Genomic DNA, 22534 nt, shown 5'->3' on the forward strand with positions numbered 1-22534 from the left:
CTTTTCAGTGTGGTAAATACTAATTTAAAAGTTCTCTTTTTAATGTTTGCAATTGGTTTGCTATCGATGCGTTGAATTGTTTGTCACCGATTCTCAAAATGAAACCACCAATAATAGATTCGTCAACTATATTTTCAATAGTAATGGTTTTATTTGAAAATTCTTTGATTTTAGCCATTACTTTCGCTTCCAATTCTGTAGTCATTGGAAATGCGGTAGTAACTTTAGCCACTTCAATTCCGCTCATTTCATCGAATAACAAACTATATTGAGAAGCTACCGATGGTAAAATCTCAAATCTTTTGTTAGCCAACAACAATTGGAACAAACCTTTTGTTTCATTTTGTACTGAAGCAAATATTTCAGATAAAGCCGAAATTTTAACGTCACCTTTAACTGTAGGGTTTGTTAAAAATTCGCTTAACTCACGGCTTTCAGCAATAGAAGCAACGATAGATTTCATATCGTTATTTACATTAGCTGCTTTTCCGTTGGAGTTGGCAATATCTAAAATTGCTTTTGCGTATCTAATCGCTGCTCTTGACATATACGATTAATTTAATTTTACGTCGTCTAACATTTTCTCAACCAAAACCGTTTGAGATTCTTTATTAGAAAGTTCTGCTTTAACCAACTTTTCTGCGATTTCCAAAGAAATTCCAGATACCTGAGCTTTTAATTCTGCCATAGCAGCATTTTTTTCGCTCTCAATAGTAGCTTTAGCTTGAGCAATCATTTTTGCTCCTTGAACTTCAGCTTCAGATTTAGCATCGGCGATCATTTTTTCTTTGATTTCACGAGCTTCTTTAATCATGATGTCTCTTTCAGCACGAGCCTCGTCTAACAAACGTTGGTTGTCTGCTTTAAGATTCATCATTTCTCTCTTTGCATTTTCGGCAGAAAGTAAAGCATCTTTAATACCTTCTTCTCTTTCATTAACTGCATCTAGAATAGGTTTCCAAGCAAACTTTTTAAGTAAAAGGATTAACCCTACAAAAAGTAGCGCTTGCCATACAAATAAACCTAGTGAAAACTGTTCTAATAACTTTTCCATTATATAAAATTCTGAATTAGAATACTTAATTTTTTAAAAAACAACAGTTCCAACCAACCGTTACAACTGTTGTTTAAATTCTTTTGATTAAGCTGCGAATAAAGCTGCGAAACCAATACCTTCAATAAGTGCAGCTGCAATAAGCATAGCTGTTTGGATTTTTCCTGAAGCTTCTGGTTGACGAGCAATAGCGTCCATAGCTGAACCACCAATTTTACCAATACCTAAACCAGCTCCGATTACGATTAAACCAGCACCTACAATAGTTGGAATTTGCATAATGTATATATATTTAATTAAACATTCAATTTATTAATGATGATCATCGTGATGATGTTCTTCATTGGCTGCACCAAAATATAGCGCGGATAACATCGTGAAAATATAAGCTTGAAGTGCTGCTACTAAAATTTCTAGTAATGACAACACAAATGCTAGCATAAAAGATAAACTACTACCCAACCAGTTTTTGAAAATAAACATCAACCCAATGATGCTCATTAATACCACGTGACCTGCCACCATATTCGCATACAAACGAATCATAAGTGAAAATGGCTTAATGAAAGTTCCCAATAGCTCGATTGGTGCTAAAATAATTTTCATTGGTACTGGAACACCAGGCATCCAGAAAATATGTCCCCAATAATTTTTATTAGCTGTAAATGTAGTAATTAAATAGGTAAGTATTGCTAAACAAGCAGTTACGGCAATATTTCCAGTAACATTCACCCCTAGTGGTGTTAATCCGAAGATATTTAAAAACCAAACAAAGAAGAAGATGGTTAATAAATAACTCATGTATTTTTTATAGTTTTTACCAATGTTTGGAATGGCAATATCATCACGAATGTACAAAATGATTGGCTCGAAGAAACGACCTGCTCCTGTAGCAATTCCGTTATTTTTACCATATGATTTTGCCAAACGGCTAAACAATAAGAACATAATTAAACCAACCAAAATCATCATGAAAACGTTTTTCGTAATCGAAAAATCTAATGGTTTTTCGTTTGTAGCATGGTGGTGTTCGTCTAAAGTAACTTCCGCTTCTGCATTAGCTACTTTATAGATTTTACCGTGGTGAATTCTATAGAAGTTACCATTGCTTTCTGCAGCGTGCTCACCATGATGAAAAGCGGCTGATGAAAAAACTTGCAACCCATTATCCCATAAAATTATAGGTAATGGAAACCCATAATGGTGTTCAACTCCAGAATCATCCATATAAGATGTAATATGGAAATCATAAGAATCCAATAAGTGATGCCCTATAAATTCTTTTATTTCAGTTTTTAAATCACTTTGTCCTTCAACATGAGCCGGTTTCTCCGCATGAATTACTTCTGCGCTTTCAACTATAGAATCATTAACTGTATTAGCAAATGAAAATAGAGGCAATAGTGCAAATAAAATTGCTGCTATAAAGTGGAGTGGTTTTTTCGAAATCACCATATCTATTGATATCTTAATTATAGGAATTCTTAAATTTGGTGCAAAGGTAACTATTTTATTAATATTGAAAGTGTATTGGAATTATTTTTTAGGCAATTTTGTATTTTGTTTAGCTAAATTATTTTCTTTATTCAATAATCGTATAGTGATTATTGTTTCTATTGCTAAAAATAAAATGAAAATCACAAAAAAATTAATTTTTTCTACTTGATTTTGATTCTCTTTAAGTAAGACTGGTCGTGCTACAAAAAACGAAATTCCCATTTTGATAGACGTAATCAGTAAAAAAGTCATTCCAACATGATCGAGATTTCTTTCTTTTACCGTTAAAACCACCATTAAGATTAGCACTGAAAAACCCGTGAAGACTACATACAGCTTTTCTAAAGAGTAATGATACAAGCTGTAATCGGATTTAAACTCGGATAGAGAAAGTATTCCTATATTAATAAGGTATGCGAATACCGCTATTACAAACAGAAACCCGAGTGCGTTTCTTTTTTCTTTATTCATTTTTATTCATTTCGTTTACTTGACGAATTACATTGTACAAAGCCAAGAAAACACCAACCAAAGTCAAAACCTTTGCATATACATTACTACTATTTGGATACTTTTCATCCAGCCAACGCCCTAGATAAGCAAATGCAAAAATAATAGCGCCCATTTGTATGGGAATGTTAATCAAGGCAAGCCATTTGTTAGGCTGTTTTTTCTCCGGATTGCTCATCTTCGTTTATGTTTTTTACCATACTACGCATGGTACATGTAGCACTAAAATCAGCTCCAGGTTCTACCGAAAGTTTTCCAACCAGCGTTTCTCCTTTAATGGATGCCTTGCCTCGTATGTTAAGCAAATCGGTTACTTCAATCTTCCCTTGAAATTTTCCTTCAATATCTGCAGCTTTACAGTGCACTTCACCAACAATACTACCCGTTGGTCCTATAACTAACCTGCCTTTGGTCGTTAGGTTGCCAATTAAATCACCATCCAATCGAAAATCAGCTTGCGAAAGTATATTTCCGTTAATTGTAGTGCCTTCTACAATTCGGTTGGTTTTTCCTAGTATGTCGGTATACGATTTTTGGGGTTTGTCGAACATAACTATTGTTTTAGAGTGGCTAAATATTGTTCTAAATTCTTTTTAATTTGAACAATTTTATAATCTTCATTCGAAATCACAAAAGCAGGATTGTTTATTTTATAGGTTTTGAATTCTTTTAAAACAGACAATGTTGATGCTGCTCCTTCATTGCTATCGAAACCGTGAATTACTAAAAAGCTTTCAGTCATGGTATACACATCGTTAGATAATGTAATTTTTTTGCTGTCACGCTCTTTAATATATTTCTGAAGTTTTTCAAGTAACGCTTTAACCTTCGGATCTTTATCGTTTGGATACGGAATTGGATATACAATTTTCCAACTAATCGGTGGAATAGCACCAAAAGCTAATTGTTCTAACTTAGGAAGGTTTTCTTTAACAACACCATCGGCATATTTTCCTTCCTCCAGCGTTGGATAATTGAAAGCAACTGCATTAAGTGCCTTTTTATAAGCTTCCAATCCTTGCAGTCTTCCAATCAAATTAGCGCGTAACATTTCAAGTTTAGGTGCTATTTCATCTGCCGAAAAACGCTCAAGCATAATTTCGGTTTGTGCCAAGGTTTCATGATATTTTCCATCCTCATAGTCTTTATAAAGCAAGCGGAAGGTTTCTTCGGGACTGTTTTGATTTTTAGCAATCTCAGAATCCGGATTGGCCAAAAGTATTGCATAATGGCTGTTCGGATAATTTGAAATGATATCTTCTTTAATTCTTGCTGCTTTTGAGGCGTTAATAATTTCGTAGATTTTATATAAATTGTATTTCGCAGGTAATATAAGACGTTCTTCGGGTTGGCTCACCAACAATTTTTCTAACCTGGACGCTGCCAATTCATACTCTTTGAATTTCTCCTTGTAAATTGTTCCCAATTGAAAATAAGCAAAGTTTCGCTCTCTTGCCAAGCTATCGAGAACTTTAGCATCGGTAGGCAATTGGTTTAAATAATACGCTACATTGTATTCCGGTTTGTCGCTCTTTACAATATCTTCTTTACCAGAAGGCAATGAATCATTTTTGCTGTTTGAATTTTCTTCAGGATTATCCGAATCTCCTTTGCTTTGAGTTGATGCCCAACGCCAATTTTCTTTTAACGGACGCTTACCCCATTTCTTCTGAAATTCTCTTTTACCATAAGCAACTGTGGTAGGATTGTAGAAATAAAAATTGCTTTTAACCTGTTCCATAGCTCCTCTTGGCGGTGTAACTATCGGTTGCTCATCGGCTATTGGTGGCATCATTTTCCCACCACTAATTTCAGGTTTAATATCGGTTCCCGGTTTCATATTTCCGCCACCGTTATCTTGTTGATTTTGTTGTTCTTTTAATCGTTTTGCTTCTTCTTCCGCTTTCTTTTCATCGGCAATTTTCAGTTTATCAATAAACGATTGGTAAAAACTTCTTTTATCCGAATCATTCATTGCAACAACTTTTAAAATACTGTCATTAACCTGTATAATTCCTTCATATTTAATAACATCCGATAAGTTTTCTCGTTTCTTTTTGATAGCGAAATATTCTCTTGATTTATTGTTCAGGCGAATCATCGTACTATCAAAATACTGACCTGCAGTGGCATAACGCGCTTCATCAAAATAAATTTCAGCTAAGTTTCTGTAGTTAGAAGCCATTAAATAATTATCCTGAGAAACAGAACGCAACGATTTGTTATAGTATTTTTTAGCTTGTTTTTTTATATTTTGTTTGTCGTAAAACAATCCCATTTGATGATTAATAACATCCAGGTACGGTCTGTTTTCACGATCTTCCAACAGCTTTTTGAATTTTTCGGTAAATGCTAAAGTATCTCCTTTTTGGTAATCGAACTGAAGAGCTTGTTTCGCATGAGCCCAGACAACGTAGCGTCTAGGGGCTTTACGTTTCATATCGATTACATCTTGAAATGAAGCAAAAGCACTGTCGTTGTACTGTAAAGTTTCGTACAATTGCCCTAATATGAAATGGTATCGCGCTTTTTCTTCGTTGTGTTTGGTTAGTTCACGCGCTTCTTTTAGTAATGCAATTGCAGTATCTTTTACTCCAGTATTAAGGTAGGCTTGGGCTAAAATAGCTTTCGCATCTGCTTCAACCTGTCCTTTTACTTTTTTATCTTTAAGTAGACGCTTTAAATTTTTAATAGCTTGCGCATCGTTTTCAAGTCGAATGTTTGTTTTTTCACGCCATACTTTTGCTTCGTATATTTTATCACTATTGGAATATTTGTATAGAATATAGTTGAAGGCTTCTAAAGCTGGAAGAAAGCGATTGTCGTAATATCGGGCTTTACCTAATAAAAGATGAGCTTCATCCATTTGCGGATTTTTTTCGCTTCCATCAATATACATTGCATGCTTTTGAATGGCTTTGATGGCTTTGGTTTCGGCTCTGTCGAAATTGGCATTTTTCGTTTGTCCCGGTAATACCGCCTCTTCTTTGTCTTGCATGCGCTCGACAGGAAGTATATCCCAAAAATTATCTTTGTAGGAAGCTTTTAAATCTTCGACTCCTTTATCAAAAGCAACTTGTCCGTTATACAGTACATTATATTCTGTAGTTACGGCATGAAAATTTCTATTAATGAATGTGTTTTTTTTGGTCGAACAAGCCACTAATATTGCAACAAATCCAATCGAAAAAATATATTTTAGATTACTATTTTTCAAAGCAAAAACGTTTTTTCTTTTAACTTTTAAAAGTACTGTTTTAGTATATTAACTGGTAAAAATACGTTTCTTTTTTATATATAGGAAAATCTATATTAAAAATTACAATTAAACAGTTTTATTGCTTTTCATTAAAAATCTCGGAATTACTTTTATTACTTTTGTTTGATTAAACTTAAACACTATGTCTGCATTTCATAATTTAACAATAAAAGAGATTACTCGCGAAACACCACATGCTATTTCTGTGGTTTTTGATATTCCGGAACATTTGAGAAAAGACTTTATGTTTACAGCCGGACAGTACATCAATTTAAAATTTATAATGGATGGCCAAGAGCAACGAAGGGCATACTCTATTTGTTCGGCTCCAAATAATGGTGAACTTCGTATTGCTATAAAAGCAGTTAAAAATGGTTTCGTTTCCACTTATGCTAATGAAAAAATGAAAGTGGGCGACCATATGGAAGTAGGAACTCCTGAAGGTCGATTTACCTTCGAACCAAAAGCTGGAAATCAGAAAAATTATGCTGCCTTTGCTGCTGGAAGTGGAATTACGCCGATTATGTCTATTATTCATTCTGTACTAGAAAACGAACCTCAAAGCACTATGGTATTGACCTATGCCAATAAAAGTCCTGAGGAAACTATTTTCTATAACCAATTGCATGATTTACAACTAAAATATGTAGGTCGTTTTTTTGTCCATTTTTCGTTTACCCAAACCAAAACAGACGATTCGCTTTTTGGAAGAATTGACAAATCGATTGTAAACTTTGTACTTAAAAACAAACATGGCGAAAAAGAATTTTCCAAATATTATTTGTGCGGCCCTGAAGAAATGATTTCTACAGTTAATAATGTGCTGAAGGAACAAAATGTAGCTGAAAAAGACATCAAATTTGAGTTGTTTACCGCAACACCAAACGAAACAAAAGTTGAAAACACACTAGGCGGTCACACCAAAATTACTGTTATGGTAGACGATGAAGAATTTGATTTTGAAATGGCTCAAAAACAAACGCTTTTAGAAGCTGCTTTAAAACAAGGTATAGACGCGCCTTATTCCTGTCAAGGGGGCATTTGTAGTAGCTGTATTGCTCGTATTACAAAAGGAACGGCTGAAATGAAAAAGAATTCTATTTTAACTGATAAAGAAATAGCTGACGGTTTAATTTTAACCTGTCAGGCACATCCAACATCGAATGAAATTTATGTAGATTACGATGATGTATAAGTAAAAAATGTGTTTTTTGTAAGAAATCGATTAATTTATGTAGTTAATCGATTTTTTTTGTTTTTAATCGAAATTAAATAACAATTCGTCATCTTTTTGTTGTGTTTTTTTAGATTCGCACAACTTATTTCCAAAAAAACACATTTTTAATCAATTTGTAATCTAAACTATGAAAACTTTACAAAAAGTTTCAATTTGTCTTTTATTGCTTATCGTGAGCCATACCACAAAAGGACAAGTTGGAATTGGAACTACTACCCCAAAAGCTGCCCTAGACATTACAAACAGCACAGCTGGATTACTTATTCCTCGAATTGCTTTAACTGCTACCAATGTTGCCGCACCGGTTATTAACCCTGCAACAAACAACAACAATTTAGTTGTTGGCACCATCGTTTTTAATACCGCTACTACCACTGGTACTTATGGTGTTATTCCGGGTATTTATTATTGGGATGGAACCAACTGGATTTCTCAAGTTCATCGTTATTTTGAGAAAAAATTTACTCAAACAACAGATTTAACGGTAGCAACAACTGCTTCTACCTACACAAACATTCCAGGATTGAATAATAAATCGTTTACTGCTCCTTATAGCGGAGAGTATACTTTTGTATTTACAGGGTATTTAGGTGCAGGTACTGTAGATACGCAATCGGCGAAAATGGGATTTGTAGAAGGGAATTTTAAAATGACAATCAACGGAACTGATTATAGAAAATATTCGCATTCAACCAGTTTTTATAATAGCGCAACAACAACAGACTATTATGAATTATTCAACGAAACGAACATTACCGTTAATATATATCTTACAGCCGGCCAAAACTGCACTATAAATGCCTCATACAATGGCGCTGCCGATGATAATATCTGGGAAACCAATGCGCATGCCGTTGGAAAAACCACAGTTTTAGGTAATTTATGTGAAGTCAATATAACGTTCATTGGGCGATAAATAAAAAGGAGCTTATTCAAGCTCCTTTTTTATTTTATTTGCAATCGTTTCAGGCAAAATAGTGCGCATCGCATCTTGATAACCTTCCAGCTTTTTATTACCATAAACTGACGTTGGCAATAAAGGGTATTTTGTCCTATCTGAAGTAATACAAAAATCGTCTGGCTGATTAAAAGGTTTAAATCCGGCATACGGGTGGGTTGCTCCCCATAATGTTATTACTTTAACACCGAGCATGGCGGCTATATGTGCATTTCCAGAATCCATGGAAAGCATTAGATTTAAATTTGAAATTACTTCAAGTTCTTCATCCAGTTGAAGTTTGCCAGCAATAACTATTACGTTTGGATATTTTTCTGAAAGAGAATTTAAGATACTAATTTCAGCAGCCCCACCTCCGAAAAGCAAAATCTTGGTGTTTGAGTTTGCAGACACTTCCAAAAGTACATTTTCAAGTAAATCTAATGGATAAATTTTACTGTCATACTGTGCAAATGGCGCAATACCTATCCATTTTGTGTGTTTTTCTCCTGTTATAGAAATTGTTTTAGGAGACAACTGTTTCGGAGCAGGAAAAACGGGATTAGTTAAATCGATTGAGATATTTAATCTGGAAAAAGTATCACAATGCCTTTGGAACATTGATTTTAAGGGTTTAAAAACCTTATTTTCTGCGCGCGTTAATGCTTTTTTATCTGCTCTACCTTTATCTGTAGCTGAAACTTGTTTTCCTATACAAAAAAACAAAGTTCGAATTATTTTAGAACGCAACACATTATGCAAATCGGCAACAGCATCCACATCTAGTTTTCGCAAATCATTAAACAAGCGTAGCAAGCCCAAAAAACCTTTGTGCCGTTTTTTTAAATCGACTGCAAAAAAATCAACATTGTGAATGTCTGCAAAAAAAGGCTTAAAAAAGGGACGTGAAACTACTGTGATTTTTACATCTGGGTACTGTAAATACAAAGCTCTCAACACAGGAACTGTCATTGCAACATCACCCATAGCTGAGAGCCTTATAACTACAATATGTTTTGGTTTAGCCACCTAAAAAGATGCTATTTTTTATTTTGATATAAAACTGGATTCAGCTCTTCATCATTATACATTTTCATCTGTTTGTATACTTTCATATACTTATCGCCATTGGCAATGTCGGTTAACAATTCGCTAATTGAAGTAAACATATCGTTTTTTTGATCTAACAATACATTTAATTTCTCCTGACATTTTGCACGATGTTCTGGAGTTGCTTCTGCACGAGTTGCTTCTTCATTCATGTGATAAATTTTCAAAGCTAAAATAGACAAACGGTCTATAGCCCAAGCTGGACTTTCTGTATTGATTTTAGCGTTTGGTTTTACCTGAACTTCTTTATATTTCTGAAGAAAATAACTATCAATAAATTCAACCATATCAGTACGAACTTGATTGGACGCATCAATTTTACGTTTTAAATCTAAAGCCGCTACTGGATCAATATTCGGGTCACGAACAATATCTTCATAATGCCATTGTACAGTGTCTACCCAGTTTTTTGCATACAATAAATATTCTATTGAACCTTTTTCATATGGGTTTTTAACCGGTTGGTATACATCATCTATAATATGGTATTCTTTGATACTTTGTTCAAAAATAGGAAACGCGAATTCAGCAAACATAATTCTTAATTTTATTTACAAATATAGTTTTTATACTTTTATAGTCGGAAAATAAATTCAATTCCTTATGCACATTCATTATATCTCTGAACAAAATAGTATTCTCAATCATTTTTTAACACAACTTCGTGACGTTTCCATTCAGAAAGACAGCATGCGTTTTCGAAAAAACATCGAACGAATTGGCGAAATTATGGCCTATGAGTTGAGTAAAACGTTAGAGTATAAAAACATTTCCGTTCAAACACCTTTAGGTATTAAAAACACTACAACTATTGCAGAGCCTGTGGTGTTGTGTTCTATTCTTCGTGCCGGTTTAGCATTGCATCAGGGATTTATGAATTTCTTTGATGATGCTGAAAATGGATTTGTTTCAGCCTACCGTCACCATTACAATAACGATGATGCTTTTGAAATTTTAGTAGAATATCAAGCAGCTCCATCATTTGAAGGTAAAAACCTCATATTGATTGACCCAATGCTCGCAACGGGACAATCACTTGTGGCAGTATTACACAAATTACATTTAGAACAAAAACCGAAAGAAATCCATATTGCTGTTGTTATAGCAGCACCTGAAGGAATAGAATTTCTTGAAAAAAACCTTCCTTCTAACTGTCATTTATGGGTAGCGGCACTGGATGAAAAACTCAACGAAAAAAACTATATTGTTCCAGGATTGGGTGATGCGGGTGATTTAGCCTACGGAAGTAAGCTATAATTGACCGAAAAAAATCACAAACGAAACTACTGTAAGGGTAATAAGCACTGTTTCTTTAACCCAATTGTTTTCTTGGCTTTCCAAAAAATTAGCCCCAAGCACTGATAATGGGAAAAATGTAAATGCTAAAAAACTATTGTTTTTGGCATCGGATAAAACATAAATCCCAACTCCTAATAAAAAAGTGAAAAGTATTTTCTTATAGGACGATTGCATGTTCAACGGTTTGTTTTGCAGAGCCAGCAATTGCGTTGTGAAAAACAATACTGCAACAGATGAGAAAAAAGCCAATGCTATGTTTTGGAAAATGTTTTCGAAATAGGTAAAATCGAAACTTATACCAATTTGTTTACGAACAAAATCCAACAGACTATCATCGATTAGCAAAACAGCCATCGCAAACAAAACCAATACCGTAAAAAAGGAGATAAACGGAATTATCCAATTGCGATAATCACGTGATACGTGAAAAATAATCGAAATAAAAACTAACAATAAAAATAAGATACTCCAAAAGTGAAATAATGAGGCTACGAAAATCCAGAGTGATGCATCAAAAATTTTTTCTTTTGGTGTAATCATAGACTGCATGGAAACCAATCGGCGTAAAGCCAATAAAAGAAAAAAGTTAGCTAGAATTACATTAACATTAACTAAAACGGTTGGGAAAAGAATCAGGAAAAGCACAAATAACAATGCTGCATAACTATTGTCTCGGCTCAAATTATTCCGTTTGTTGATGAATCGGACCAAAAACATGGAACCAACCAAAACCAATAGCAAAATAATTTTTTCAACGATTCCTAAATAGGTTTTTGTCCAAGAAAGATCGATTGTTTGGTATAAAAAATAGAACACCACCAACAATAAACCTATTAAAAGATAATTAATTGGACGTGTTTTATTAAAAAGACTTGCTATCATGCAGATATTTTATATTTTTGTGACTGTAAAGATAACATTTGTATAAAAAGAGACGAACAAGAGACGGAAGTTTTTATTTCTTTATTGTTTGTTCCCGATAAATTTAAAACGAAACCTATGAAAGCTTTTTTTGAAGGAATTCAGTATTTATTTGAGCATGTGCTTTTCTTACCAATGAATTGGTTTAGAGAAATGGAACTATCAAACTGGTGGACTGCAAACACAGTAAATTGGATTTTTATCTGTATTTGTATGTATGCAACTTGGTATTGGACAAAAGAATTAAAGATGTTCAAAGACAAAGGGCAAGATGAGCAAGATACAACCGCACATTCTTTCTTAAAGTAAAAAATAAAAAATCCCGATTGTGAAATCGGGATTTTCTTTTATCATTTGCTACAAATCGAAACCGATATCTTTTCGGTAGTACATATTTTCGAATTGTAATTTTTCGATGTTTTCGTATGATTTTGCAATAGCTTCTTTAAAATTTTCTCCATAAGAAGTAACCGCAATCACCCGTCCGCCATTAGTTACTACCTCTCCATCTTTAATAGTGGTGCCGGCGTGAAAAGCAAGTGAACCATCTACTTGATTTAGACCCGTAATAATTTTGCCTTTCTCATACGCTTCTGGATAGCCCCGGGAAACCACCATAATAGTTGTAGCGCTTCTCGAATCGATTTCAAATTCTACTTGGTCTAACGTTTGGTTGGCCATTGCCTGAAAAATTTCAACTAAATCCGATTTCAAACGTGGCATTACCACTTCGGTTTCTGGATCACCCATGCGAACGTTATACTCAATTACAAAAGGATCATTACCCACTTTTATCAAACCAATAAATACAAAACCTATATATTCCAGTTTGTCTTTTTGAAATCCGTCGATGGTTGGTTTTACAATTCGGGTTTCAATTTTTTGCATGAATTCATCATTTGCAAATGGAACCGGAGAAACCGCCCCCATGCCTCCTGTATTTAATCCTGTATCGCCCTCACCAATTCTTTTATAATCTTTAGCGGTAGGTAAAATTTTATAGGATTTCCCATCGGTTAAGACAAAACAACTCAACTCAATTCCATCTAAAAATTCTTCAATAACCACTTTAGAAGAAGCGTCTCCAAATTTAGCGTCAACCAACATATTTCTTAACTCTTGCTGAGCTTCGGCCAAATCGTTTAAAATTAAAACACCTTTTCCCGCAGCCAATCCGTCAGCTTTTAAAACATACGGTGCAGTTAACGTTGTTAAAAAAGTACAGCCTTCTTCAACAGTATCTTTAGTAAAACTCTGATAACGAGCGGTTGGAATATTATGACGAACCAAAAATTCTTTTGCAAACTCTTTGCTTCCTTCTAATTGGGCACCTTCTTTTGAAGGCCCAATAACCGGAATGTTCTTTAAATCAATGTCGTTTTTGAAAAAATCGTAAACTCCATTGACCAAAGGATCTTCCGGACCCACCACTACCATATCAACCTTTTCTGTCAGCACAATGTTTTTAACTGTGGCAAAATCGTTAGGGTTGATGTTAATGTTGGTAGCAATCTCGGCAGTTCCAGCATTTCCGGGAGCCACTAATAGTTTTGAGCAATGAGAACTTTGAAGCATTTTCCAGGCAAGTGCGTGTTCTCTTCCGCCTGAACCCAATAGTAAAATTGTCATGTGTTGTGTTGTTTTTTCGTGTGCAAAAATAGTCGGTTTTGAACGGAAAAAAAAGTTTAGACAAATAGTTTATAGGATAAGGTTTTACTATTTTTGAAAAAAATCCAGTTTAGGTGTTTCGACTATTTGATTTTTCACTCAGCGTAAACGGCTTCAATATAAAAGAAGCACAAGCTACTTTTGATAAAATTCTTGCTGTTCCGGAAAATGAATATTCTCATTTTATCGAACAACAAAGGAAATCAATAGTAGAGTATCATTTAGCAAACAACCCTTTTTACCAAAAACTTGTTGGCACTTCGGAATATAAAAACTGGCATGAATTGCCCATACTAACTAAAAAAGATTTACAAAAACCCTTAGCAGAGCGATTGTCTAATGATTATTCTGAAAAAACAGTTTTTGTAAACAAAACTTCAGGTTCAAGTGGTGATCCCTTTGTTTTTGCCAAAGATAAAGATGCACATGCCTTAACCTGGGCTTCAAATATTTATCGTTTTGGTTGGTACGGAATCGACTTTAACAAATCGTATCAAGCACGATTTTATGGCATTCCCCTAGATTTTATTGGCTATCACAAAGAACGATTAAAAGATTTTTTAGGCCATCGGTATCGTTTTCCGATTTTTGATTTATCGGATGCTTTTCTTGAAAAAGTTCTAGTGCATTTTCGTTATAAAAAATTCGACTACATTAATGGGTATACCAGTTCTATTGTTTTGTTTGCCAAGTTTCTTCAAACGAAAAACATAGTTTTGAAAACCATCTGCCCTTCGTTAAAAGTATGTATGGTAACCTCTGAAATGCTTTTTGACGAAGATAAAAAACTGTTGGAAACCCAATTCGGAATTCCAATTGTAAACGAATATGGCGCTTCAGAATTAGACTTAATCGCTTTTCAAAACACTAATGGCGATTGGCAAGTTAATTCGGAAACACTATTTGTTGAAATTTTAGATGAAAACAACCTTCCTGTCCCACATGGAAAAGAAGGTCGAGTTGTAATTACATCTTTATTTAACAAAGCACATCCCTTTATTCGTTACGACATAGGCGACATTGGTATTTTAGACGAAAAGAGTACAGATAAAAAACCCATCCTAAAAAAACTCATTGGGCGGACAAACGATATTGCACTATTACCAAGTGGAAAAAAAGCACCTGGTCTTACTTTTTATTATGTGACTAAATCGATTATTGAAGATGATGGTAATGTGAAAGAATTCATCGTACGACAAACCAAGCTAGATACTTTCGAAATTGATTATGTTGCCTCTTCAGAATTGACACCAAATCAAAAAGAGGAAATCCAAAAAGCTATCGACACCTATTTAGAACCTGGTTTGCAATTTTCATATCATCGAAAAGAAATTTTGGAACGAACCCTGCGCGGAAAACTAAAACAGTTTCAATCGGATTTAGATGTCTTAATATAAGTTGATTTAACAACGAGATGGTGAAACAAAAAAACAAACAAATATAAACTTGCCATGACCACATTTGCTTTATGGAAATTTCTATAAATATTAAAATTGTGTTTGATAAGTTTTATTTTGTCTGAAGAAACTGAGTTTTCACGAATTCGATAATAAGCCAGACTTTCTTCAATTGCAATTATCTGTTTCGATTTCTTAAGTAAAGTGAGCCATAAAATCCAGTCTTGTCTTTTTTTTGTAGTTGAAATAGGGGCTTTCCCGAAATATTGAACCGAATAAATCCCTGTTAAATTCCCAATCCAATTGCAAAAAAACAACATTTTATAGGTGATTATTTTAGGAGATGTAACCGTTTTATAAAGCAGCTTCCCGTTTTCATCAATTCGTTCGTAAAAAGAAAATGTTAAAGGGAGATTGTTTTTACTCATAAACTCCAACTGCTTTTCTAATTTTTCTGGTTTCCACAAATCGTCAGAATCTAGAAAAGCAATGTAATCACCGTTTGCATTTGCCACTGCCGTATTACGAGCTACTCCAGCACCAGAATTTTTGGGTAGCCTAAAAAATTTAATTTTAGAATCCTGCTCAGCTAGTCCATTAACAATTTGTTCGGTTTCATCTGTAGAACAATCATCAACAATTAACATTTCCCAATTGGAATGCGTTTGTGCTTGAACTGAAGCAATGGTTTCTGCAATATATTTAGCAGAATTAAATGTAGGTGTAATAATGGAAACCAAATCATTCATTAGTACGCTTTTTCCTCACCTTTAACCGCGTTATAAATAGTCATGAATATTATTTTAACATCTAATAACAATGACCAATTTTCAAGATAAAAGATATCGTATTTAACACGATTGATAATGTCTTGATCTGTTTCCACTTCCCCTCTGTATCCGTTCGTTTGTGCTAAACCAGTAATACCCGGTTTTACAAAATGCCTAACCATAAACTTATCTACGCGTTTGGCATACATTTCGGTATGGCTGACCATGTGTGGCCGAGGGCCAACAACAGACATATCCCCTAATAATACATTGAAAAACTGTGGCAGCTCATCAATACTTGTTTTTCTGATAAAACGACCTATAGTAGTAATTCTTGGATCATTTTTTGAAACCTGCTCCAAATCCGCAATTGCATTTGGACGCATCGAACGGAATTTATAACAATCGAATTCATGATAGTTTAACCCATTTCGTCGTTGTTTAAAGAAAACCGGTCCTTTAGATTCTCTTTTAATCAAAAAAGCCAAAATCGGGGTTAACCACGAAAGAATACCTATAATTACAATCAAGGAAAAGACAATATCAAAAGTTCTTTTAATAGCAGTATTTACGGTTTTATCAAGAGGTATGTCTCTTAATGAAGCTACTGGTATATATCCGTAATAATCAAATTTCATGTTTCTAGAAAGCACTTCTTGTTCATCTGGTAAAAATTTAAGTACTTTCAAATTGTTATCGGTGAAGTCAATAAATTGATTTACTTCTTCATTATTCATGCCCGAAAGTGAGCAATATATCTCATCAATTTTATTATCGATAACAAAAGAAAAACAACGATCAACTTGATTTTGTCTAATCCCATCCATATCGAATTTAGCAATAAGGTTGTAGCCGTAATCGGGGTTGTCGTTGAAAAAAGCCTCTAATTCTTCTACATTTTTACCCGAACCAACAATAATAACCCGTCTAAAATTTCCTCCAAATACAGCTCTGAATTTTTTAAGGAAATAAAAAACGAATAGTTTGGTAATCGAGATAAGTACTACCGCTACGGATACAAATTTTAAGATTTGGTAAGGCTCTGAGAATTTTAAAAAATAGCCGAAAAAGGCGAAATTTAAGATCGTGAATAACACATATTGATTGAAGATTTTACCAATGATTTCGAATGCTTTCGTAAATCGATACACTTCGTAAAACCCAACGTTCCATGCAATTACCACCCATGAAAAAGAAGCAAACAAGTGAAAATAGCCCATTTGCTGCGAATTTGAAAGCAATACCGAGGCTAGAACATTGATTATTATCAAGTCCAATAAATAAGAAAAAGGCCTAATATAGCCGGAATATCTCCCCGTATGCTTTCTCACTTTAGAAAATAAATTTTGAAAAGTCTTTATGTTCTTCTTTTGACAGCTCTTCAGGAGATAACGATTTAAAATACTCGTATGTGATTTTCATTCCTTCAGCTCTGCTCACTTTAGCTTCCCAGCCTAAAATTTCTTTGGCCCGTGTTGTATCCGGCTGACGTTGCATTGGATCGTTTACCGGCAAAGGATGATATACTACTTTCTGATTGGTTCCGGTTAATTTAATAATTTCTTCGGCGAAGTCTTTGATCGTAATTTCATCAGGATTACCAATGTTTACTGGAAGATGGTAATCGGAATGCAATAACCTGAAAATACCCTCAACCTGGTCATCCACATAGCAAAATGATCGTGTTTGTGAGCCATCTCCAAAAATAGTTAAATCTTCACCGCGCAAAGCTTGCCCAATGAAAGCAGGAATAACTCGTCCATCGTTGAGTCGCATTCTTGGTCCATACGTATTGAAGATACGAACAATACGAGTTTCAAGTCCGTGGAACGTATGATACGCCATAGTTATAGCTTCCTGGTAGCGTTTCGCTTCATCATATACCCCACGAGGTCCAATGGTATTAACGTTGCCGTAATAATCTTCTGTTTGAGGGTGTACTAATGGATCTCCATACACTTCAGACGTAGAGGCAATCAATATTCTTGCTTTTTTAACTCTTGCTAATCCTAAAAGGTTATGAGTTCCCATAGCTCCGACTTTAAGCGTTTGAATGGGAATTTTTAAATAATCAATAGGGCTTGCAGGAGAAGCAAAATGAAGAATATAATCTAGTTTACCCGGGACATGTACAAATTTTGTTATGTCGTGATGGTAAAATTCGAAGTGTTCTAGTTTAAATAAATGCTCAATATTTTTTAAATCTCCGGTTATCATATTATCCATTCCGATAACGTGATATCCTTCTTTTATAAACCGATCGCACAAATGCGAGCCCAGGAATCCTGCGGCTCCGGTAATTAAAATTCTTTTCATATTCCTTTAATTTCTAACTATTTCCTTTTCTGATATTCTGCTTACTGAATTAAAAATACAATAAAGCACAATAAAGAAAAGAACGCCTCTCTGTCTACAGAAAAAGGATTCTGTCAAAAATAGGATTATCATTGTTACCGAAAAAGCAATATGTAAAAAATCTTTGTTTTTCCATGCATTTTTAAAATTCATGAACAACATTAGACAAACAATCAAAAAACCAAACACACCCAGCTCTGAAAAAGTTTGAATATATTGATTGTGAAAATTAAACTCCCCATAGCTCGTGTAAAGCCCATACTGTTTTGTCTTTTCACGGATTTTATCTTGAGAGGCTTCTAACCCAAAACCAGTAAAAAAAATGTTGTTTTCGAATAACATTTCTTTAAAAATCCTGAATTGATAAATTCGTAAAGCGGCTCCAGGAAAAAATTGATTTGCTTGAAAAGTATCATTGCTCCAAGCCTGCCTCCAACTTATATTATAAACTTTTGCCGTATCATCGCCTATATTTTTGTTCAAGGTGTTATCTACAAAAGCGGTTTCGTACTCCAATAGAAATCGCTCTTTTACTTCTTTTACATAGGTAAACGACCCCACTAAAAACAATACAATAATAGCAATAGTGGTATACCTGACACTTTTAGGAACTTTCGAAAAAAAAGTGTAATAAAAAAGGATAAGTATAAAATCTATCGTAATGATGCTTTTTGAAGAAAGCAAAAAAACCAATCCTATCAATATAACAAGACTAATTTTGTCAATCACTTTTTTCGCATCGAGTGAAATAAAATAGAAGATAGCTAATGATACAAAAACTGAAACATAAATTGCATTCAGATCTTCGGTAACCAATTCATGATAGAAAAAAACTAATATGTTGCCCGATTCTAAATATCTAAAAACTGCTTTTATCAAATAAAAGAATGCATAAAGCACCATGCTAAAACTATACATTCTGAAAATTAAAGCTTTATTTAATTTTTCCAGATCCGAAACAAATAAAAAGGCTATTGGAATAAATAAAAAAGCAATTTCCTTTTGCAAACCACTAGTTGTAAGCCCACTATCTCTGGTCCAGAAAAGTGATGCAAGCATTATTATATAGAGGATAACCGGTAAGAATAAACTTCTATTTGGGTGAAATTTAATTTTAGAAGAAAAAAAACAAACAACAACAAAAACAATAGTAGCAATACTACTGTAAGCATATCTCAAAGGAATGGTAACTAGAATAAGTGTTAAAAGGAATGCTAATAAAACTCCTTTTTCATTTAATGCTTTAATCTTTAGAAAGGCTTTGTTGAAATAATTGTAGGTATTCTCCATTTATTTTATCCCAATTGAACTCCTTGGCTATCGCTTCAAAGTTGTTTTGAATGAGCTGCAAGTTATCACTTTTTTTGACTTCAAGAAGTAATTTTTTTACTTCATCACTATTTGCAAAATAATATGCGTTTTCTTTTAGTATAGCTTTGTTAAAATCGTTGTTGTGAGCAATAATAAATGCTTTTGATGCCATGGCTTCTAACAAAGATGGATTTGTCCCGCCAACAGAATGGCCGTGGAAATATAAATTGGAATAATATCTAAGATTGTTTAAATGCTCAAGATTATAAACAGCTCCTATGAATTTTATGTTTTGATTGGCGTTATACTTCTCTTTTAAATAAACCCCGAATTTAGTATTGTGGTTTCCAATTACAAGCATCGTGTTGTTGTCCTGACTTTTAACCACACCATCCAAAATAGTTTCAATATTATTTTCGGGCTCCAAACGCGCCAAGATCATATTGAAATTATACTTTTCAACGCCGTATTCTTCAATAAATTTTTCATTGGGTTGACTGAAAACATGAGCACCGTAAGCAATGTATGTCGAGGCTTTTTTGTATTTTTCTAAAAGATATTTTTGAATTCCTAAAGAATCTGCTACTAAAAAATCGCTATTATCCACGGCTAATTTTTCAGCAAATTTTAAAACCTTCTGAACTGGTTTTGAATATTTAGTTCTTTTCCATTCTAAACCATCCATGTTGGTTATTATTAATGCTTTTTTAGGCATTAAAAAGCTCCATATCGAACTACTGGTATAACCTAACTGTAATATTATGTCGAAGTTTCTTTTTCGAGAATCTAAAATACAATTCAAATCATAGATAAATTGTCCGGCGGTTCCTATTTTAAATTCTGGGTCGTATTGGTGTAAAATTTTAACCCCTTTAAATTCTTTTTCCTGATAGGGATGATTATGGGAATTATAAACATAAACCTCATGGCCTTTTTGGGCTAAATACACCGAAAAAAACTCGGCAAACTGTTCAAATCCACCGTAATGATTTGGAACGCCTCTTGTTCCTATAATTCCTATTCTCATTCTATCTGTTAAAAAGCAAAAATAATCTCTTTTAACTATTTATCCTTACTTTTTTATTACATTCTGGATTATTTTAGCAGACTTTTCCCAAGAATACCTATTCTTCATTTCCTTGATTATACTTTTACTTATTTCAGTTTCAATTGCCTTCGATAATTTATCATTTATATCTTGTAATGAATTTGGATCAAATAAGTATTCCTTGATGAAGTCGAAATCCTTCATTGCTGTTGTATTTGAACAAATTGTAGGTATGCCACAAGCAATAGATTCTAAAGGGGGAATTCCAAATCCTTCAGCAAAAGATGGGTAAACTGAAACTTTTGCTCCTCTTATTATTAATAATAAGTCAGTCTCATTTACTTTTTCAATATAAATTATTTTTTCTTTTACTTTATTTTCTAACGCTGAATAAAAATCTTCAAATTCATCATCAATAATGTCTAAGTTTCCAACAAAAACCAATTGATAATCTTCAAAATATTTATACTCAACAAATACTTTTAATAAATTTAAATGATTTTTACGAGGTTCTCTTCTACTTACAAACAAAAAATATTTTTCTAAATTAAACTTAGTTAAAACCTGTTTCTCTACATCCTCTTTATTGAATGATTCAAAATATTTTTCAGCTACAGCATTAGGTGTAATATAAACATTATTTATTATAAAGTGTTTCTTGATTTTTTCTTGTGAGTATTTTGAAACTGTAAGGTTTATATCGGCTATCCAAGAACTAATTAGAAAAAGTATTTTATTCTTAATTCTATAAGAAAGTGGAAAATATTTGGGGTAGTCTATAAACAACACATCGTGAATTGTCACCAAGTATTTACATAATTTAATTGGCGGAACAATGTATTGAAAATGGGCAAAATCTATGCTGTTTTTTTTAATCAAAGATGGATATTCATATAGTAATCTAATTATTTTACTTTTTGAATGTAGCGTTAAATAATGAATATTAGATTGTGTGCCAAACACTTTTTTAAGATTATCTATATCTGAGGCTACTAAATAAAAGTCAATACTTATATCTTTTATTAATTCGGAATATAGCCCTTTCAGATAAGTAGTTGTCCCCTGAGGCTTACCATCAAAAACATGACAATCTACTAATAGCTTTATGTTTTTTGAAGTATTATTTTTCAACTAGTTCTTTAGATTGATTAGCAATTATTTCTTTTAGTGCAATTAAAAAACCAATGATTATTGATTTATTATCTAACTTTAAATATAAGCCCATAAAAACCCAATTTGACACTATTAAAAAAACACTTGTCCCAATTAAAAGGTAATTGATGTTTTGTATGGTATTGTTTTCTGATTTTTTTTGATTAAACAATAAATAAATAAATAAAAACAGAAAAAAAACACCTAATAAACCAGACTTTAAAAAGACGGTCATAAATCCATTATGTAATATAGGTATATATTGAACTTCCGACCCGTCATTTGTTAGTACTTTTCTGCCTAAGTTTATGTTTGACCCTAGTCCTTTTCCAAAAAGTATAGAGGATACCCCATCACTTGAAACTTGTTTAACAGTAATTATATTTTCAAAAGATCGGTAGTTGTCATTAAAATCTTTCCAATCATCTTTATTTATCTTTGTCTTAAATGCCTCTTCTGGAGCTATTTTAACCTTATATAAAAAAGCATCTAATCCTTCTCCTTGTCTCTTAGGGTTATAATAGACTATGGAAAAATAAGAAATTGTAACCAAACTAAAAATTGTAAACATTATTGTAACCGATTTTTTAGTAAGTTTAAAATATCCCTTCATCGCTAAAAACAAAATTACAAATTGAATCATATTTGTTCTGGCGGCATAGAGGATACTTGACAATATTATAATCCCTATAATATATTTTGACTTTAAATTAGGAATCGAAATGTTTAATTCATTTTTAAACAACAACATTATGATTACATAAATTTCGTAATCACTAAAATAACCCCCACTTGCCCTAAGTAAATTTAAATCTAAAGTTTTAAACTTAATAAAGGCTACAAATACAATTACAATGTGAATTACTGCAATAAACAAACCAACATAAACAAAATCATTTAAACTGAATTTTTTATTCTGTTTTAATATTTGATAACCTAGCAACATCCCCAGAATGGGCTTAATCATGTAGGTTATGTCTTTAATGAAGTCAAATGTTTTAGGATTATG

24 protein-coding genes are annotated in these 22534 nt (G+C 33.2%); 5 read left to right on the top strand and 19 right to left on the bottom strand.

The window, feature by feature from the left end; all coding sequences use genetic code 11:
* Positions 1-19: 19 nt before the first annotated feature.
* The 8 genes from atpH to porW all read right to left on the bottom strand — a co-directional run bounded on the left by atpH (position 20) and on the right by porW (position 6278).
* Complete coding sequence (gene atpH / locus ACZ1JT_RS05525; protein ID WP_465095164.1) at positions 20-547, bottom strand: ATP synthase F1 subunit delta; 528 nt, start codon at positions 545-547, stop codon at positions 20-22.
* Positions 548-553: 6 nt separating this feature from the next.
* Positions 554-1054: a F0F1 ATP synthase subunit B gene (locus ACZ1JT_RS05530; RefSeq protein ID WP_465095165.1), complete on the bottom strand. Its 501-nt coding sequence runs from the start codon at positions 1052-1054 to the stop codon at positions 554-556.
* An 87-nt stretch (positions 1055-1141) separates the two neighbouring features.
* Complete coding sequence (gene atpE, locus ACZ1JT_RS05535) at positions 1142-1333, bottom strand: ATP synthase F0 subunit C (protein ID WP_008255642.1); 192 nt, start codon at positions 1331-1333, stop codon at positions 1142-1144.
* Between the two features lie 33 nt (positions 1334-1366).
* Positions 1367-2509: a F0F1 ATP synthase subunit A gene (gene atpB, locus ACZ1JT_RS05540; protein WP_465095166.1), complete on the bottom strand. Its 1143-nt coding sequence runs from the start codon at positions 2507-2509 to the stop codon at positions 1367-1369.
* Positions 2510-2590: 81 nt separating this feature from the next.
* Positions 2591-3022, bottom strand: coding sequence for a hypothetical protein (locus ACZ1JT_RS05545; RefSeq protein ID WP_465095167.1), 432 nt, complete (start codon positions 3020-3022; stop codon positions 2591-2593).
* Positions 3015-3239, bottom strand: coding sequence for an AtpZ/AtpI family protein (locus ACZ1JT_RS05550; protein ID WP_465095168.1), 225 nt, complete (start codon positions 3237-3239; stop codon positions 3015-3017). Before ACZ1JT_RS05550 ends, ACZ1JT_RS05545 begins: the two co-directional genes overlap by 8 nt.
* Complete coding sequence (locus tag ACZ1JT_RS05555; RefSeq protein WP_465095169.1) at positions 3211-3612, bottom strand: bactofilin family protein; 402 nt, start codon at positions 3610-3612, stop codon at positions 3211-3213. The genes ACZ1JT_RS05550 and ACZ1JT_RS05555 overlap by 29 nt, the downstream gene beginning before the upstream one ends.
* A 2-nt stretch (positions 3613-3614) precedes the next feature.
* Positions 3615-6278, bottom strand: a complete 2664-nt coding sequence (gene porW, locus ACZ1JT_RS05560; RefSeq protein WP_465095170.1) for a type IX secretion system periplasmic lipoprotein PorW/SprE — start codon at positions 6276-6278, stop codon at positions 3615-3617.
* Positions 6279-6462: 184 nt separating this feature from the next.
* On the opposite strand from porW, the gene ACZ1JT_RS05565 reads away from it, so the two are divergent.
* Both ACZ1JT_RS05565 and ACZ1JT_RS05570 read left to right on the top strand, forming a co-directional pair.
* Positions 6463-7515, top strand: coding sequence for a 2Fe-2S iron-sulfur cluster-binding protein (locus ACZ1JT_RS05565; RefSeq protein ID WP_465095171.1), 1053 nt, complete (start codon positions 6463-6465; stop codon positions 7513-7515).
* 169 nt (positions 7516-7684) lie between these two features.
* Positions 7685-8473, top strand: a complete 789-nt coding sequence (locus tag ACZ1JT_RS05570; RefSeq protein ID WP_465095172.1) for a hypothetical protein — start codon at positions 7685-7687, stop codon at positions 8471-8473.
* A 12-nt stretch (positions 8474-8485) separates the two neighbouring features.
* Here ACZ1JT_RS05570 and ACZ1JT_RS05575 read toward each other — a convergent pair whose 3' ends face one another.
* Both ACZ1JT_RS05575 and ACZ1JT_RS05580 read right to left on the bottom strand, forming a co-directional pair.
* Positions 8486-9523, bottom strand: a complete 1038-nt coding sequence (locus ACZ1JT_RS05575) for a glycosyltransferase family 9 protein (protein WP_465095173.1) — start codon at positions 9521-9523, stop codon at positions 8486-8488.
* A gap of 11 nt (positions 9524-9534) precedes the next feature.
* A complete protein-coding gene (locus tag ACZ1JT_RS05580) occupies positions 9535-10140 on the bottom strand; it encodes a DUF4254 domain-containing protein (protein ID WP_465095174.1) in 606 nt (201 codons plus the stop codon).
* 67 nt (positions 10141-10207) lie between these two features.
* On the opposite strand from ACZ1JT_RS05580, the gene upp reads away from it, so the two are divergent.
* Positions 10208-10861 carry a uracil phosphoribosyltransferase gene (gene upp, locus ACZ1JT_RS05585; protein ID WP_465095175.1) on the top strand — a complete coding sequence of 218 codons (654 nt, stop codon included), beginning with the start codon at positions 10208-10210 and terminating at the stop codon, positions 10859-10861.
* Here the strand turns inward: upp and ACZ1JT_RS05590 are convergent.
* The gene (locus ACZ1JT_RS05590; RefSeq protein ID WP_465095176.1) at positions 10856-11785 is read right to left on the bottom strand and encodes a DUF6427 family protein; all 930 of its coding nucleotides are present in this window, start codon (positions 11783-11785) and stop codon (positions 10856-10858) included. The two genes, upp and ACZ1JT_RS05590, sit on opposite strands and share 6 nt — an antisense overlap.
* A gap of 117 nt (positions 11786-11902) precedes the next feature.
* Between ACZ1JT_RS05590 and ACZ1JT_RS05595 the strand changes: the two genes are divergently transcribed.
* The gene (locus ACZ1JT_RS05595; protein ID WP_465095177.1) at positions 11903-12133 is read left to right on the top strand and encodes a DUF6341 family protein; all 231 of its coding nucleotides are present in this window, start codon (positions 11903-11905) and stop codon (positions 12131-12133) included.
* 48 nt (positions 12134-12181) lie between these two features.
* Here ACZ1JT_RS05595 and purD read toward each other — a convergent pair whose 3' ends face one another.
* Positions 12182-13453, bottom strand: a complete 1272-nt coding sequence (gene purD, locus ACZ1JT_RS05600; protein ID WP_465095178.1) for a phosphoribosylamine--glycine ligase — start codon at positions 13451-13453, stop codon at positions 12182-12184.
* 113 nt (positions 13454-13566) lie between these two features.
* Here purD and ACZ1JT_RS05605 point away from each other — a divergent pair, with 113 nt between their 5' ends.
* Positions 13567-14889 (top strand): phenylacetate--CoA ligase family protein, encoded by a 1323-nt coding sequence (locus ACZ1JT_RS05605; protein ID WP_465095179.1) that lies wholly within the window; start codon positions 13567-13569, stop codon positions 14887-14889.
* On the opposite strand, the gene ACZ1JT_RS05610 is transcribed toward ACZ1JT_RS05605, so the two are convergent.
* Genes ACZ1JT_RS05610 through ACZ1JT_RS05640 form a run of 7 tightly spaced genes read right to left on the bottom strand, consistent with a single transcriptional unit; the run spans position 14862 to position 22492 of the window.
* On the bottom strand, positions 14862-15638 hold the full coding sequence (locus tag ACZ1JT_RS05610) for a glycosyltransferase family 2 protein (RefSeq protein ID WP_465095180.1): 777 nt from the start codon (positions 15636-15638) through the stop codon (positions 14862-14864). The two genes, ACZ1JT_RS05605 and ACZ1JT_RS05610, sit on opposite strands and share 28 nt — an antisense overlap.
* Entirely contained in the window at positions 15638-16990 is a 1353-nt protein-coding gene (locus tag ACZ1JT_RS05615) for an undecaprenyl-phosphate glucose phosphotransferase (RefSeq protein WP_465095181.1), read from the bottom strand. Before ACZ1JT_RS05615 ends, ACZ1JT_RS05610 begins: the two co-directional genes overlap by 1 nt.
* A gap of 1 nt (position 16991) precedes the next feature.
* Positions 16992-17975: a UDP-glucuronic acid decarboxylase family protein gene (locus ACZ1JT_RS05620; RefSeq protein ID WP_465095182.1), complete on the bottom strand. Its 984-nt coding sequence runs from the start codon at positions 17973-17975 to the stop codon at positions 16992-16994.
* 6 nt (positions 17976-17981) lie between these two features.
* Entirely contained in the window at positions 17982-19304 is a 1323-nt protein-coding gene (locus ACZ1JT_RS05625) for an O-antigen ligase family protein (protein WP_465095183.1), read from the bottom strand.
* Positions 19258-20352: a DUF1972 domain-containing protein gene (locus tag ACZ1JT_RS05630; RefSeq protein WP_465095184.1), complete on the bottom strand. Its 1095-nt coding sequence runs from the start codon at positions 20350-20352 to the stop codon at positions 19258-19260. The genes ACZ1JT_RS05625 and ACZ1JT_RS05630 overlap by 47 nt, the downstream gene beginning before the upstream one ends.
* 45 nt (positions 20353-20397) lie before the next feature.
* Positions 20398-21504, bottom strand: coding sequence for a glycosyltransferase family 4 protein (locus ACZ1JT_RS05635; protein ID WP_465095185.1), 1107 nt, complete (start codon positions 21502-21504; stop codon positions 20398-20400).
* On the bottom strand, positions 21494-22492 hold the full coding sequence (locus ACZ1JT_RS05640; RefSeq protein WP_465095186.1) for a hypothetical protein: 999 nt from the start codon (positions 22490-22492) through the stop codon (positions 21494-21496). The genes ACZ1JT_RS05635 and ACZ1JT_RS05640 overlap by 11 nt, the downstream gene beginning before the upstream one ends.
* Positions 22493-22534 lie beyond the last annotated feature (42 nt).

The sequence above is a fragment of the Flavobacterium sp. IC2-16 genome (assembly GCF_055521455.1).